The following is a 15,755-nucleotide window of genomic DNA, read 5'->3' as shown; positions in this document are numbered from 1 at the left end:
ACCTCTGTATATCTAGAATCGACCAATGTATGACAAAGAGGGGTAAGCACTCATTAACTTTTGTTAACTTTCTCTTTCAAGCGCTTTTTAATGCGGCTTAGGCTGATATGAGTAATACCAAGGTATGCAGCGATTTGGTAATCCGTGATTCTTGAAACCAAATCTGGGTAAGTTTCGCAAAATAGGCTGTAACGCTCTTCTGGAGAGTGGAGCAACATAAAGCGTTCCTTACCTTCTTTGTACATCAACTGAGTCTCCAGCAATTTGATATAAAGCGGATGTGATTCAGCCCGCCATTGCTCAATTAACTCAATTGGAAACGACAGCAATTTGACTGGCGTAAGAGATTCCAATAAATACGGAGAAGGTCCATTTTTTACTAAGCTTTCAAAACTGATTAGCCAATCCACTTCCCAGTAGAACTCTTTGCTGTACTGCTTTCCATCACTAGTCAGATAACATGCGTGACACAAGCCTTCTAACAAAAAGAACGCATGATAAGGGGATTCCCCTTGGTGTGTCAAAATGTGTCGAGTAGGGAATTCAAGTAGGTTGGCATTAGAAAAAATGGATTCAATTTCATCATTTGAAAGATTGAATTGTTCGAGATTCTGTTTGAATAATTCTTCCATTTAGTAATATCTATCCGTATTGGCTGAGACTGACATTGTCCTGAGGAATCCCCTGATGATTAATATAAAAATCATCAATTTAAGGTGGATACACATCTTGTCATTTGATCAAATGGTTCTGCGAAAAATCAACTGACCAGACGACAAGATGTGCGAACTCAATATTTTACACGACTCTCTCTACCAATTCTGCCCTGAACTGCACTTAAAACGACTTCATAGTTTAACGCTAGCCTGCCATGCTTTACTCAACTGTAAAACGCTCACGCTTACCGACCTTGGTCGTAACTGACCAACGCAAGCAAGAACAAAACATAGCATCAAGCGGATGGATCGATTGTTAGGTAATCGCCACCTGCATAAAGAACGACTCGCCGTGTATCGTTGGCATGCCAACTTCATTTGTGCTGGCAATTCGATGCCTATTGTTCTTGTTGATTGGTCAGACATTCGTGAGCAAAAACGTCTGATGGTGTTACGTGCTTCAGTCGCACTACAAGGTCGTTCTGTTACACTTTATGAGCAAGCATTTCCTCTTTCTGAGCAATGTTCAAAGTCTGCACATGACCAATTCCTAGCCGATCTTGCAAGTATTTTACCCACGAATACAAGACCACTCATCGTCAGTGATGCTGGCTTTAAAGTACCGTGGTATCAATCAGTGGAGAAACATGGTTGGTACTGGTTAAGCCGAGCAAAGACTTTAGGTTATAAGAGACTGACTAAAAGTAATGTCATCACGTGCCAAATTGCACTGTATAAATCTCGCCCGAAAGGTAGGAAAAATCAGCGCTCTACACGTACCAATTGTCACCACCCATCACCTAAAATTTATTCTGCTTCAGCAAAAGAACCATGGGTACTGGCAACGAATTTACCGACAGGTACTCGAACGCCAAAACAACTTGTCAGAATCTATTCCAAACGCATGCAGATCAAAGAAACATTCCGAGACTTGAAAAGCCCAGCTTACGGGTTAGGACTCCGCCATAGCCGAACTAGCCACCCTGAGCGTTTTGATATCATGTTATTGATAGCTCTTATGCTTCAACTTACATTCTGGCTTGCTGGAGTTCATGCACAGAAGCAAGGTTGGGATAAGCACTTTCAAGCCAATACCATCAGAAATCGAAAGGTACTCTCAACAGTTCGCTTAGGCATGGAAGTCTTACGGCATTCGGGCTATCCAATAATGAGGGAAGACTTGTTAGCAGCTGCGACCACGCTTGCTCAAAACTTATTCCAACATGGCTGTGCTTTGGGACAATTATGAGGGGATCCCTCAGGACATTGTCTGAAGTGTAACTGATATTCGTGCTGGTTACATTAACCCGAGGGCTGCCTCGGTGAATCTATTTTATAGTATTGATTTTAAAAAGAACTTAAGGTCATATCTATCCCAATTTTTATTGTTTGGGGTTTAAGGGTTGGGATGCTAAATATATCTGCTTCTGTAGGGTTGAAAGGAATTAATAAAGAAAATGATGTAAAACTTATTCAGGTTCTTTTAAATAGTTTTCTCGGAAAGAAAAAGTTAGATGATGACGGAATTGCAGGAAAAAATACTATCCGAGAGATAGTTGCATTTCAACGCAAGATTATGCCAGGTTGGAAACCTGATGGAAGAGTAGACCCTAAAGGTCGAACATTTTCATCATTGTTAGCTTTCTTTAATAAGAAGGAACAAGCAAAGTTGTCAAGTTCTATAAAGGCGAGACATAAGTATTGCATGTTGAAAGCGGAACCAAAACTTTCGCTAAATGAATATAAGGTTACTTATAAACACAATATTCCTAATTCAAAGAGGATTGTTAGTGTAAATGCAATTTCAATTATAAAGTTAGCTTTGGCACGATCCGGAATGAAGCATGCTGTAATTACGAGCACATTAAGAACTCCTCAGGAGCAAGCATCGATTATGTATCGACAGGCAACAAATAATTTGAAAGAGCAGTATAAATTATATAGCTGGAAAGGTGATAAGGTCTTAAAAGTTTACGAAGAAAACAAAGATAAGAGCCGAACGGATGTTATAAACTTGATGGCAAATGAAATAGAACGAATGAAAGCTTCCGGGCATGGAATGTCTAGGCATATTGTCAGTGAAGATGAGTATAAGAAATTAAATGTAATTGACATTGGTGTCGGTTCTACAAGAGCTAAAAATGAAACCTTTAATAAGAAGGAGTTTGGTAAAAGGCTCAATGAGTTAGTCGAAGAGGGGTATATTGAAAAATATATTGATGAGACGAACATTTCCAATCAATGTTGGCATATTGAAGTTCGATCCAATAAAAAGATGAAAGTTAAGGTTATCTAAAATGAAAAATTTCCTTTGGATGTTGATGCTTCTACCTCTATTTACTTTTGCAGATGATTGCCACTTATCGGTATTAAAAGTGAATTATGACAAAGAAGTCCTCAATACTTGGATACAAGAAGATAATGAAAGGCGTGTACAGTTTTTTTTCTTCGATGATGGTGATTTGTTGATCTACGAACATCAATTCTGTTTGATGGATGATTACCAAATGGATTACTTTTCGAAAGAACTGAATGAAGAAAAAGTGCAAACTCGCTTAGCAGAATTCATTTCCTCTATCAGTGCAAAACATCACTTGAAAATTAAGAAAGACTTCTTCTCTCCGCTATTTACGACAGGTGGTGCCGATGATCATTTCCATTCGGCAAAAAATGAAAATGTTGAGGTCTCTCGAGCTGTGGAAAAAGCGAATTTTCGAGTTTTGTCTGAAAACTTCAGTTTGTATATTGGCATTGGTGGAATGCATTAAAAAACCGCAGCCTTGGCTGCGGTTTATCTTAATCAGAGTTGCTTTAAATAGGTAGTGGCTATTTTTGCAATTCCAATCGGTATACACCAAATCCAACATCATCGGTTGCGACGCGCTCCATTGGGTATTGACCTTTCTCTTTAATAAAGGCGGCTGCTTTTTCACTTGGTGAGGTTTCAAAGCGGATATCCAGCTTTGTGTCACTTGTGATTGGGGTGAATGACCAATTGTTATCAGCACTCGGAGCAAATTGCCCATTTTCTTGGCTCACACGGGATATGTAGTTTGCCAATACTGTGCGGTTTTCATCGGGTGCATCGAATGCCAAAAATTCAGAACCTGTACCGGGGAACTTGTTGCTGTATGCGCGATAGTTATTTGAAGCGATAATGAAATCTTGCTTCAAATCGATAGGTTTGCCTTGATAAGTTAAACCAACGATACGCTCAGAGCCTTCATTGATTACTTTACAGTTACCGTCGTATTTCGCTGGCTTAGTGATGTCGATTTGGTAGTTAACACCATCAATGACATCGAAGTTGTACGTACGGAAGTCGTCCCAATCAATCAAACTTTGTGGTGCGGATGAAGCTGTATCAATTTGTTTGAATTGACCCGCTGAACATTCAAGCCACTCTTTCACCTCTTTACCCGTCACTTTGAGTGCGACTAACGTGTTCGGATACAAGTAAAGATCGGCGGCGTTTCTGAACGTCAACTCACCAGATTCCACTTCAGTAAAGTTGGCCGGATCGTTCTTTCTCCCACCCGCTTTGAACGGTGCTGCCGCTGAAAGTACTGGGATTCCGTCTAGATCAGGATCACCTTGTATAAAGCGTTCCACGTAATCTTTCTGAGCTAAGTTGACGATCTGAATAGTTGGGTCATCTTGAACCAATGCCAAAAAGCTGTACATCACGTCGTTAGCTTTACCTATTGGCTGGTTTACAAAGTCGCGAGTGCCTTTGTGATCGGCTTCTAATACCTTCACCATGTCTTTATCTGGTTCTGCTAGCGAGGTTTTTGATTTTTTATCGAAAATTGGACGCGCTTCGGCTTGTCCGTTCGATACCTTCCATCCTTCCCCGTCTTTTTCTAAGACAAGATCCATGACACCTACGTGGCTACCCCAGCGACCCGGCATTACAGACACAACACCATTAATGGTGCCTTTTTTATTGTCAACGCCTTGGAGGTTATCGAACCCTTTACCCGGAAATACAGAGTGAGCGTGACCGAATGCAATCGCATCAATGCCTTCGACTTCAGATAAGTAGAGTGTTGAGTTTTCGGCCCCAAGTTTGTACGGGTCACTAGAAATACCGGAGTGTGGAATGGCAACAATGACGTCAGCACCTTCAGCTTTCATCTTCGGAACCAATTCTTCAGCTGTCTCTTTTATGTCTTTGGCAAACACTTTGCCTTCAAGGTTCTTTTTGTCCCACACCATAATTTGTGGTGGAACGAAACCAATGTAGCCGACTTTGACTTCTTGGACATTGCCATCTACATCTTTGAAATTATGAGTTTTGATGATGTAAGGCGTGAAATAGTGCTCGCCTGTTTTTTTGTCGAATACGTTGGCGCTGATGTATGGGAAGTTAGCATCATCAATGGTTTCCATTAGGAAATCCAAACCGTAGTTGAATTCATGGTTACCAATGTTGCCCACATCATAGTTCAACTGGTTCATGGCTTTATAAACAGGGTGAACTTCGCCTTTTTCGATCCCTTTGGCTGCCATGTAGTCACCCATAGGACTGCCTTGGATCAAATCACCGTTATCAACCAGAACGCTGTTCGTCACTTCTTGCTGAGCTTGCTTTACTAATGTTGCTGCACGGGTTAAGCCAATCTTTTGAGATGGCTTATCTTTGTAGTAATCGTAATCCATCACATTAGTGTGAATGTCGGTGGTTTCAATGATTCTCAATTTAATGGTGTCAGCCATTGCCGAACCCGCAATGGTTAATAAGCCACCAAGGACCGCAATAGAAAGAGGTTTCACAGCCAGTTTCATGGTTTGCTCCAGAGTCATAAGACGAAAAGTAATAGGATGAAAATTGACATGTCGAAATGTAACAAAAATCAATGAAACAAATTTGCCTTGCTTATGAATAGTGTGATCTGTAGCTAAGTTGGAAATGTCAAACTGTTAGCTATAAACCAAATTTTCTATTGGTTTTGTAATTGATAATTCCCTTAAACCGCATCTTATAAATGCAATTGGGCGCAATATAGGGGGAGTTTTTTCACGAAATGAATAAATTGCTCAATATTCATGTCTCATGCTTTTTTGTTCTTATCAACTTTTCGAATAAAAAATGAAATTTTAGAATTTCAGGTAATAACGGATGCTGGTCATAATGCCATCATCACAGGAAAAATGATGATGAACACCATGGCCGGTATAGACACACTGACGCAATTCCCAAATAAAAAGCCTCGCTTAGTGGCAAAACGTTCGAGCTCAGCTCGAAAAAGTAAGCTGCGTCCTGGCGAAGTTGCGTTAGTTGGCGCAGGTCCGGGTGATGCAGAGCTACTCACTTTAAAAGCACTGAGCTACCTTCAACAAGCCGATGTCGTTCTTTACGACTATCTTGTTTCGGATGAAATCATGGAGTTGGTTCCTGATGACACGATATTGGTGTGCGTAGGAAAGCGTGCGGGTCACCACAGTGTTCCGCAAGAGAAAACCAACCAGTTGCTGGTGGATTTTGCTCATCAAGGCCACCGAGTCGTTCGCATTAAAGGTGGCGATCCATTTGTGTTTGGTCGTGGTGGCGAAGAGTTGGAAGTTTTATTTGAAGCGGGTGTGCCTTTTCAGGTAATTCCAGGCATTACTGCCGCTGCTGGCGCGACAGCGTACGCAGGGATTCCATTGACGCATCGCGATTATGCGCAATCGGCAATGTTCATTACGGGTCATCTGAAAGCAGAAAGCGATCAAATGGACTGGTCAACGTTAGCTCGTGGTAATCAGACATTGGTTATCTACATGGGGTTAATGAAATCCAGCTACATACAAGACCAATTGATCAAATTTGGTCGCGATGGTGAAACACCTATTGCCATCATCGAACGTGGTACTCAATCCTGTCAGAAAGTATTCAAAGGCCAGCTAAACGAATTGGCAGATCTCGCCGTGCATGCGGAATCACCTTCTCTCATCGTAGTCGGGGAAGTGGTTAATCTGTCCAGCAAGTTGAGTTGGTTTGGTGAAAACCAACAAGATTTAGAGCCGGCAATGAGTTTTGCCTAACTCTTGTTTGACTCTGAGCATATTTGAAAGCTCGTCGACGAGCCTTAAAGGAAGCAAAAGAAAATGGATCAACAACGATTAACTCACTTACAACAGCTAGAAGCGGAGAGCATTCATATCATCCGTGAAGTGGCTGCTGAGTTTGATAACCCCGTCATGATGTACTCCATCGGTAAAGATTCTTCGGTGATGCTGCATTTAGCACGTAAAGCGTTCTACCCAGGGAAAATTCCTTTCCCGTTGCTGCACGTCGATACCGACTGGAAATTCCGCGAAATGATTGAGTTTCGTGATCGCACAGCAAAGAAATACGGATTCGATCTTTTGGTTCACAAGAACCCAGAAGGTTTGGCAATGGGCGTTGGTCCGTTCACTCACGGCTCTTCAAAGCACACCGACATCATGAAAACTCAGGGCTTGAAACAAGCGCTGAACAAATATGGTTTTGATGCGGCGTTTGGCGGAGCTCGCCGTGATGAAGAGAAATCACGTGCGAAAGAGCGTGTGTATTCTTTCCGTGACAAAAACCATACATGGGACCCGAAAAATCAGCGTCCTGAGCTTTGGAAAACATACAACGGTCAAGTAAACAAAGGGGAAAGCATTCGTGTATTCCCACTTTCAAACTGGACCGAGTTGGACATTTGGCAATACATCTACCTAGAGAATATTGAAATCGTTCCATTGTACCTAGCAGACAAACGCCCTGTTGTAGAGCGTGATGGCATGCTGATCATGGTTGATGATGAACGTATGGAAATTGCAGCAGATGAAAAAGTAGAAGAGCGTAACGTTCGCTTCCGTACTTTGGGTTGTTACCCGCTGACAGGCGCAATCGAATCTGAAGCGACTACGCTTCCGGAAATTATCGAAGAGATGCTAGTAGCAACATCGAGTGAACGTCAAGGACGTGCGATCGACCACGATCAGTCAGGATCGATGGAACTTAAGAAACGTCAAGGCTACTTCTAAATCTAAGGAAAGAAAACATGAACAGTGCTGTTGAAGCTCAATTAGCAGAGTTGGGGATCGAAGGATACCTCAATGAACACCAACACAAATCTCTACTTAGATTCCTGACTTGTGGTTCAGTAGATGATGGTAAAAGTACATTAATCGGTCGCTTGCTGCATGATTCTAAGCAAATTTATGAAGATCAGTTAGCCGCCGTTCACTCAGACAGCCAGCGTGTAGGGACAACAGGTGAAAAGCCTGATTTGGCTCTATTGGTTGACGGTCTGCAGGCAGAGCGTGAGCAAGGGATCACCATCGATGTAGCGTACCGCTATTTTTCGACTCAGAAGCGTAAGTTCATTATCGCGGATACTCCGGGACATGAGCAATACACTCGTAACATGGCGACAGGTGCATCAACGTGTGATGTGGCCGTTATCCTTGTGGATGCACGTAAAGGCATTTTGGATCAAACGCGTCGTCACTCGTTTATTTCTAGCCTTCTTGGTATTCGTCATTTCATCGTAGCGGTGAACAAGATGGACTTGGTTGAATTCTCGCAAGATCGTTACGAGCAAATCAAACAAGAATACTTGGATTTCTCTAAGAAGCTTGAAAGCAATATCGATATCCAGCTGATTCCTATTTCAGCACTGGAAGGCGATAACGTGGTAGACAAGAGCCAGCCAATGAGTTGGTACGAAGGTCCATCACTGCTTGAGCTACTTGAAGATGTTGACGTAGACCAAGAAAGAGGCGACGGCGAATTCCGTTTCCCTGTTCAATACGTGAACCGTCCTAATCTCGATTTCCGTGGTTTTGCAGGCACGGTATCTTCAGGTTCGATTTCTGTAGGTGATGCGATTCGTGCTCTCCCGTCAGGTAAAACCTCGAAAGTGGAAAGCATTGTTACGTTCGATGGCAACTTAGAATCTGCGCAAGCGGGTTTAGCCGTAACATTGACCTTAGAAGATGAAATCGACATTAGCCGTGGCGACTTGATTGTGCTTGAGAAAGCCAACATCGATTCAACGAACCGTATTTTGGCGGATGTTGTTTGGATGACGGAAGAGCCACTTAAGCCGGGCAAAGATTACGACGTCAAGATAGCGGGTAAGAAAACGGTTGGTCAGGTTGACGCGATTCAATATCAATATGACATCAACAACCTATCTAAGCATGACGCACAAGAAGTACCGCTAAATGGTATTGCTGCATGTGAGTGGTCTCTGAATGAGACTGTTGCTTTAGATGCTTACCAAGACTGCGCTGATACAGGTGGCTTTATTATCATTGACCGTCTAACCAATGTCACCGTTGGTGCTGGTCTGATTCGTGAGCGTTTAAGTGAAACTGAAGTACAAGCGGGCGATTTCTCTGCCTTTGAGCTTGAACTGAATGCTTTAGTTCGTAAGCATTTCCCTCATTGGGATGCGAAAGACTTAAGCAAATTGCTTAAATAGAAGCTCAAGGGCGAAAGCCCTTAAATAAGGGAGCGACAACGCTCCCTTACTTTTCTCAGAGAGTAGGGTATGTGGGAACAAGGATTTGTATTAGCGGTGTTACTTGGCATCGTGACCTGTTTACTGGTCACGCGCATTAAGCCGAGTATTATTTTTGCTGGTGCGGCATTTCTCGCTTATATGGCTGGACTGAGCGACATCACCGAGATCGCCGCAAACTTTACTAACTCATCATTACTGACATTAGTGCTATTGATACTGGTGTCTTGTGCGCTGGAAAAATCTCGCTTAATCAGCTGGGTAAGCCGTCATATCTCAGAAGGACGTTTGGGATCGGTAGTGGCTAAGCTGGGGATTTCGACTGCGTTGCTTTCGTCGTTTACCAACAATACCGCGGTTGTGGTGTCATTGATTGGTGCGATAAAGCGCAATCAACAACATTCACCATCGCGATTGCTGATTCCTCTCAGCTATGCCGCGATTTTAGGCGGAACGCTGACATTGATCGGCACGTCGACAAACCTGATCATCAACAGTTTTGTGGAAGATGCAGGTTTACCGAGTTTAAACTTTTTTACCCCAACGATGATCGGCTTGTCGGTCTTGGTTGGTGGCATGTTGATCCTGATTCCGTTGAGCTACCTTCTTCCGAATCATGAAGATCATTCTCAAGACGATTTACCTTATTTCTTAGAAGCGATAGTAGAGCCAGGCTCTCCGTTAGTGGGTCGAACCATTGCCGAAAATAATCTGCGTGCCTTAAGAAAGCTGTTTTTGGCTGAAGTGATACGCGATGGTGAAACCACCGCCTCAGTTGACCCTGACTTTGTGCTGCAAGCAAAAGATCGCCTGCTGTTTTGTGGCGATGTAGAAAGCGTCGCAACATTACAGGAAATTCAGGGGTTGAAGCTGTTTGGTCAACATCATCTTAATGGGCAAAGTTTTCTGGAAGTGGTTGTCAGCTCTTCTGCATCTATCTGCAATAAAACACTGAAATCTTCGCAATTCCGTGACCGTTTTGATGCCGTAGTGGTCGCCATTCGCCGTGGTCATGAGCGATTAGAAGGCGGGCTAGGCAACGTACGTTTGACTGCGGGTGACACATTAGTACTCGTTCCCGGTAAACGCTTTGAAGCAGAAAGACGAACACACAGCAGAGAATTTGTACTGGTTAACGACCTTGATTCAACTGCAAGGCTGGATTCGAATAAATCCACTATGGTACTGCTCGGTTTTGCGAGTGTGATTGGCTTAGCGTTATTGGAAGTGCTTCCATTGCTGAAAGGCTTAGCCGGTTACTTACTGGTATTACTTGCGGCTGGCATAGTAACGTTTAACGAGCTCAGAAGACGTTTTCCTACCGATATCGTGGTGATTGTGGGCAGTGCATTGACGATTGCTCAGCTCATGATGTCGTCCGGCTTGTCTGTGAGGCTGGGGGACATGTTCATTGAAGCGTTCAATGGATGGGGTGTATTTGGCGCATTGGTTGCAACCTATCTACTCACATTGGTGCTGACAGAGCTCATTACAAACAACGCCGCCGCTGCGCTCGCGTTCCCATTAGGGTACAGCATGGCGATTGGCTATGGGGTTGACCCGATGCCGTTCATTATGGCGGTGTTATTTGGGGCAAGTGCCAGCTTTATTTCGCCATACGGTTATCAAACCAACTTATTGGTGTACAGCGTAGGCAACTATCACATAACGGATTATTTGCGGGTTGGCTTACCTATTTCATTGGTGTACTCAGCTCTAGTGCTGACGCTGATCCCTTACTTTTTTCCATTTTAAGTCCACAGCCTAAGATTGGGTGTGGCGGTTTATAAAGGACTGAACGACTATGACAACAGCAACCGTGCAGCGCGATGAAAACGTCGTATGGCATCAGCATTCGGTAAGTAAGGCTTCGCGTGCTAACCAAAAAAATCAACAGCCGGCGGTGCTGTGGTTTACGGGATTATCGGGTGCAGGTAAATCAACTGTCGCTGGTGCACTGGAAGTGAAATTAGCGGAATTGGGGTATCACACTTACCTGTTGGATGGTGACAACGTTCGACACGGGCTATGTAGCGATTTGGGTTTTTCATCACAAGATCGCCGCGAAAACATTCGTCGTATTGGCGAGCTAGCAAAATTAATGGCTGATGCTGGTTTGATTGTGCTGTCTGCGTTTATTTCACCGCATCGTGCTGAGCGCCAAATGGTTCGCACAATGCTCGACGAAGGCGAATTCCTCGAGGTATTCGTAAACACTTCTTTAGATGTGTGTGAGCAGCGAGATCCTAAAGGTCTTTATAAGAAAGCACGTGCCGGTGAAATCAAAAACTTCACTGGTATCGATTCTGAATACGAAACGCCAGAAAACCCTGAAATTGATTTGCCTGCTGGTGAGAAGAGCATCGATGAACTGGTTGAATTGTGTTTGGCTGATCTAAGAAGCCGCGGCATCATTAAGTAAGCCGCTTATTGAAACAAATAGTTTTAGACATAGATAGCTTAGAAAAAGAAAGCTTAGATACAGAAAGTAAAAAGGGAATCACTCAGTGATTCCCTTTTTTGATTTTAGTGTTCCGGCTTTAAGTGTCAGTTCATAAGCGAGCTATACACTTTGATTAACGTGACTGCCTGCTTCTGTTTGGACGGTGAATTTTTGTGCCAATAGCGCCATAAGTTGGTCGTAATAATTGGAATTGGGTTTGTTACCTAATAAGCGGCAAAGTTCATCGCCCGTTGGTGTAAAGCGGTAGTAGAGTAAGCGGATGCCTTTGTTCATTGGCTGAAGTGCTATCTGTTTACCTTGATAGCTTATTAGCAGAGCTGGGTCGAAATCCACTTCACCTGACTCTAACTCCGTACCGAGCACTAATCCGAGCTCTATCAAATGCAACAAACTGGAGTATGGAAGCTGATAGGTCCCCATGTTGACGACCGTGGTATTTTCTTTTTTGTAGAACCCTAAAAAACCCTCTTTCGACTTAAAGCCGAGCAGCAGTTTTTTGCTGTTATCGCTGCCAAAGCTACACGCTAGTGACGCAGCGCGTTGTAGGTTTTGAGCTTCTTTTGGCGACATGTCTTTTAGAACTTGAAGGGCTTTCATAGACGTTGAGCCCGGGTTGGTGATTTCACGCTTAAGGACTTGGCTCCACAACTTTTGCATTGAGGAGTTATGAATGTCTTGTGCCATATCGAAGAAACGGTATAGCCAATCGGCATCGGGCTCGCCTGCGGTTTCGTTATTGCAGCTGTCGTGCGCAAACTTAAGGATTTTCTCTAAGTTCTTTTGGCGCTGCTCTTGGCGTTTTTTCTGACGACTGATGGCTCGTTCAATAGCAGATGTTTCAGGCGGCTCGTCTTCTAATAAGGCATCCAACTGATGTACCTGAGCGATTTGAATCACTCGGCTTGCACTGTCGCGTATAAACGTCTTCTTTTTATTGGATGTGCCTTTGGTATTGGCTTGCTCTATAACTACAGGCTTTTTGTCGTCTGCCATTGATTCGATTCCAAATAAAGTTTAAGTGCTCGATTACTATACTAAAGTGGCTTTCCAGCCGGAGTCCAGCAAACTTAATGGAATTTTATCAAGATTTTGACTATTCCTAATGATAACGATTTGTTAAAATTGTTGCGAGTATATTGGAGGTGATATGCAGGAGATGAAAGGGGTAAAGCTTAGAAAGCATGTATCAATTGCGTTATTGCTTTTGATCTATATTGCAGTGTTAGCCTACCTTTCTAAATTCATTGTTTAGTAGGCAGACTAACATTCCTATTTTAGCGGCTTAAGCGTCGTCGTACTCTTCTATTTCAATTCCTTCAATCAAATAGCCAGTCTCAGCCAAATCGGAATTGATGGTCTCAGTTTTCAACGTTCCTACCACGTATATGACATCCCACAGTTGATGTATCGGAGCACCTTTTTCAAACTTCACGTAGATAATTTGGTTCGGTGGCGGTGGCGGGACATGAACACAAGCACCGAAGTAGGGAACCAATAAGAACTCTGTCACCTTTTTATCGTCGCCTTCTAAGGGGATAACAAAGCCTGGGATCTTCACTTTGCTGCCATTCAATTCTGGGCGAACACTGCCCACTTTGGATTGACGAACAACGTCTGTGTTGTGATCCGCAACCGGCATCCCTCCAGCTGTAAATTGCTTTCTTTCGCTCTCAGGAATGAGATCAATCCAGTCTAGGGTTAATGTTTCTACAGTCACTTTGTCTGCGTATGCGGGAGCCATAAAGCTCAAGGCGCAGCAAAGGATGAGTAGGATTTTTTTCATCTTATATCCTTATATCCTAATGGTCATACCGTCCGCCAGAGATTGACGATACGCTCTGAATGCGGGAATAAACCCGATGAGTATACCTGCACTTTGTACTAAACCAAGCAACATCCACTCGTGAGCACTCAACACGGTAAGTTCTATATTTATGCCATACAATTGCGCTGCAATGGGGCTTATTATTGCAATTAATATGTAAAGAAGTGCGATGCCAAATACGATACCAGCAAGTGTTAATGCGCTGGCTTCGCTAATCAGTAAGAAAAAGATGTGCTTAGGGCGCGCGCCCATCGCACGCAATATCGCCATTTCTCTTCTTCGTTCTTGCAAGCTGGTTAACAGGCTGCTTAGCATACCCAGTAGCCCAGCAACGACCACAAATCCCGATACTGCCAGCAATGCTTGTTCAGCCACCGACATCATTCCCCAAAGTTCGTGAAGTGCTATACCGGGTAAAATTGCACTCATGGGTTCTTTGTTGTAGGTGTTGATCTGGCGCTGTAGCGCAAAGGTATGAATCTTCGATTTCAGCCCTAGCATAAAGGAAGTGATTTGCTTTGGCTGGAAATTTTGCTGCTCTAGAACGTCTGATCTCGGTGTTTCGCCAATTTTTGCACCGGACTCCCAACCCACATGAATCGCTTCAATCGCTTGCAGGGAAACATGAACGGTTTTATCTACTGGCGTACCCGTTGGCGCAAAGATGCCCACAATTTTAAAAGGAAGGTTGTCGTGGCGAGTGAATGACTTATCACTAATGCCATGGGCAATAATGATTTCGTCACCTACCTTGTAGTTAAGTGCTTTGGCAACATCGGCACCGATCACCGTCTCAAATAGACGGTTGAAAGGCTTACCTTCACGCAATTCTAGAGGCTGCTTTTTGCCATAACGAAAATGCTCGAAGTAACTTTGGTTTGTACCAAGCACGCGAAACCCCTGATGGGAGTCACCTAGAGACATTGGAATCGCCCACTTTACTGAGCGGTGCTGGCTAAATTCTTCAAAGCTTCTCCAGTCGATATTATTTGTGGCATTACCAATTCGAAAAACAGAATAAAGCAGCAGGTTGACTTGACCCGATCGAGAGCCAACGATCAAATCGGTACCTGAAACCGTATTGGCAAAGCTGCTTTTGGCTTGCGTGCGTATGCGTTCTACTCCAAGGAGTAACACCACTGATATGGCGACGGTGAGAATCGTTAAGAATGCTGTCGCTTTGCGATTGCCCAGACTTTTGCGGGCAAGATGAAGAATAGTCATTAGCGATCGCCTCCTAAAGCCTGATTAATATTCGGTAGATCGATGGTTCGATCAAAGAAAGACTCCAATGTCGGGTCGTGGCTAACAAATACTAAGGTGGTATTGGCTTGTGTGGCTTCTTCCATTAGAAGTTCAATAAAGGCGGCACGGTTGTCATGGTCAAGTGCCGACGTAGGTTCGTCGGCGATCAGTAATTCGGGGTGACCAATCAAAGCTCGGGCAGCAGCAACGCGCTGTTGTTGCCCAATACTGAGGTCAATAACGGGAGAGTGGATCTTATCTTTTGGTAAGTGCAGACGCTCCAGTAAATGTTTGGCTTCTTGTTCCAGTGATTGTTTGACGTTATTTTTTCGAATACTAGAAAACTGGCAAGGTAAGAGCACATTATCAATCACTGACAAATACGGCAGCAAATTAAACTGTTGAAAAATATAACCGATATGATCGGCTCTAAAGCGATCACGTTGTCCTTGTGAAAAACTGGAAACCGTTTCACCTAATATGGACACGCTGCCGTGTTGGGGCGTTAAGATACCGGTTAGTAAGCCCAGTAATGTCGATTTACCGCAGCCACTTGGCCCTTTGATGAAGATTCGCTCTTTTTGTGAAACGGCAAATTCAGAGATATTCAAGGTATCCGGTGCATCTGGTGTCCAAGTGTAACGGATATCTTTCAGAGAAATTATCTGTGAAGAGGTAGGAGAGGCTGTCATGGTGCGATCCGTTCTGTTTTAGCGTCAATAGATCCTGTTTATTCAATACCCAGTTAGGACCGGTTTATCTTTCGTGGTTAAACCTTTCGAAAGATAAACCGAACTCGGCATTCTGAGTATTGTTTTATCTGATTTTATGAATCAATAACAGATTGTTAGAACGAAACCTTGTGGTTGTTCTTACTCAGCTCGGTTGCTACTTGAGCTTTTTCGGTGATCATGTTTACGCTCATTGACTCTGTAGATGGGAAGTGTTTGAACCATTGAGTGTCAATCTGGTTTAATTTTGCGATATTGCCACAATCGAAGTGGTATTCAACGATGAATTCACCGTGACCGCCATGTTCTTCATGATCATGCTTATCGTGATCGTGTTTATCATGGTCG

14 protein-coding genes and 1 pseudogene are annotated in these 15,755 nt (G+C 43.5%); 8 read left to right on the top strand and 7 right to left on the bottom strand.

Features of this window, described 5'->3' with window-relative positions; genetic code table 11:
- Window positions 1-53: 53 nt before the first annotated feature.
- Window positions 54-632, bottom strand: coding sequence for a Crp/Fnr family transcriptional regulator (locus CW749_RS06100; protein ID WP_101111156.1), 579 nt, complete (start codon window positions 630-632; stop codon window positions 54-56).
- 148 nt (window positions 633-780) lie between these two features.
- Between CW749_RS06100 and CW749_RS06090 the strand changes: the two are divergent.
- From CW749_RS06090 to CW749_RS06080, 3 genes and pseudogenes are all read left to right on the top strand, one after another.
- Window positions 781-1,905, top strand: a pseudogene (locus tag CW749_RS06090) (IS4 family transposase).
- Between the two features lie 159 nt (window positions 1,906-2,064).
- On the top strand, window positions 2,065-2,952 hold the full coding sequence (locus CW749_RS06085) for a peptidoglycan-binding domain-containing protein (protein WP_101111155.1): 888 nt from the start codon (window positions 2,065-2,067) through the stop codon (window positions 2,950-2,952).
- Between the two features lies 1 nt (window position 2,953).
- On the top strand, window positions 2,954-3,424 hold the full coding sequence (locus CW749_RS06080) for a hypothetical protein (RefSeq protein ID WP_101111154.1): 471 nt from the start codon (window positions 2,954-2,956) through the stop codon (window positions 3,422-3,424).
- 58 nt (window positions 3,425-3,482) lie between these two features.
- Here CW749_RS06080 and cpdB read toward each other — a convergent pair whose 3' ends face one another.
- A complete protein-coding gene (gene cpdB / locus CW749_RS06075; RefSeq protein WP_101111153.1) occupies window positions 3,483-5,444 on the bottom strand; it encodes a 2',3'-cyclic-nucleotide 2'-phosphodiesterase in 1,962 nt (653 codons plus the stop codon).
- Window positions 5,445-5,825: 381 nt separating this feature from the next.
- On the opposite strand from cpdB, the gene cobA reads away from it, so the two are divergent.
- The 5 genes from cobA to cysC all read left to right on the top strand — a co-directional run bounded on the left by cobA (window position 5,826) and on the right by cysC (window position 11,564).
- Complete coding sequence (gene cobA / locus CW749_RS06070; protein WP_101111261.1) at window positions 5,826-6,686, top strand: uroporphyrinogen-III C-methyltransferase; 861 nt, start codon at window positions 5,826-5,828, stop codon at window positions 6,684-6,686.
- 63 nt (window positions 6,687-6,749) lie between these two features.
- Window positions 6,750-7,658 (top strand): sulfate adenylyltransferase subunit CysD, encoded by a 909-nt coding sequence (cysD, locus tag CW749_RS06065; RefSeq protein WP_101111152.1) that lies wholly within the window; start codon window positions 6,750-6,752, stop codon window positions 7,656-7,658.
- Window positions 7,659-7,675: 17 nt separating this feature from the next.
- Window positions 7,676-9,103, top strand: a complete 1,428-nt coding sequence (gene cysN / locus CW749_RS06060) for a sulfate adenylyltransferase subunit CysN (RefSeq protein ID WP_101111151.1) — start codon at window positions 7,676-7,678, stop codon at window positions 9,101-9,103.
- A gap of 69 nt (window positions 9,104-9,172) precedes the next feature.
- A complete protein-coding gene (locus tag CW749_RS06055) occupies window positions 9,173-10,897 on the top strand; it encodes an SLC13 family permease (protein WP_101111150.1) in 1,725 nt (574 codons plus the stop codon).
- 49 nt (window positions 10,898-10,946) lie between these two features.
- Window positions 10,947-11,564: an adenylyl-sulfate kinase gene (cysC, locus tag CW749_RS06050; protein ID WP_101111149.1), complete on the top strand. Its 618-nt coding sequence runs from the start codon at window positions 10,947-10,949 to the stop codon at window positions 11,562-11,564.
- A 141-nt stretch (window positions 11,565-11,705) separates the two neighbouring features.
- On the opposite strand, the gene CW749_RS06045 is transcribed toward cysC, so the two are convergent.
- The 5 genes from CW749_RS06045 to CW749_RS06025 all read right to left on the bottom strand — a co-directional run.
- Window positions 11,706-12,599 carry a TIGR03899 family protein gene (locus tag CW749_RS06045; protein WP_101111148.1) on the bottom strand — a complete coding sequence of 298 codons (894 nt, stop codon included), beginning with the start codon at window positions 12,597-12,599 and terminating at the stop codon, window positions 11,706-11,708.
- A 289-nt stretch (window positions 12,600-12,888) separates the two neighbouring features.
- Entirely contained in the window at window positions 12,889-13,389 is a 501-nt protein-coding gene (locus CW749_RS06040) for a DUF3299 domain-containing protein (protein WP_167404751.1), read from the bottom strand.
- A gap of 9 nt (window positions 13,390-13,398) precedes the next feature.
- Window positions 13,399-14,655, bottom strand: a complete 1,257-nt coding sequence (locus CW749_RS06035) for an ABC transporter permease (protein WP_101111147.1) — start codon at window positions 14,653-14,655, stop codon at window positions 13,399-13,401.
- Window positions 14,655-15,368 carry an ABC transporter ATP-binding protein gene (locus CW749_RS06030; RefSeq protein WP_101111146.1) on the bottom strand — a complete coding sequence of 238 codons (714 nt, stop codon included), beginning with the start codon at window positions 15,366-15,368 and terminating at the stop codon, window positions 14,655-14,657. The genes CW749_RS06035 and CW749_RS06030 overlap by 1 nt, the downstream gene beginning before the upstream one ends.
- Before the next feature lie 155 nt (window positions 15,369-15,523).
- Window positions 15,524-15,755: DUF2796 domain-containing protein (locus CW749_RS06025; RefSeq protein ID WP_145997831.1), on the bottom strand; the 232-nt coding region annotated here is incomplete at its 5' end.

The sequence above is a fragment of the Vibrio sp. vnigr-6D03 genome, assembly GCF_002835515.1.
In the GTDB taxonomy this organism is placed as follows: Bacteria; Pseudomonadota; Gammaproteobacteria; order Enterobacterales; family Vibrionaceae; genus Vibrio; species Vibrio penaeicida.
The sequence above is the reverse complement of the archived record's forward strand: the minus strand, read 5'-3'. Positions and strand labels throughout refer to the sequence as shown.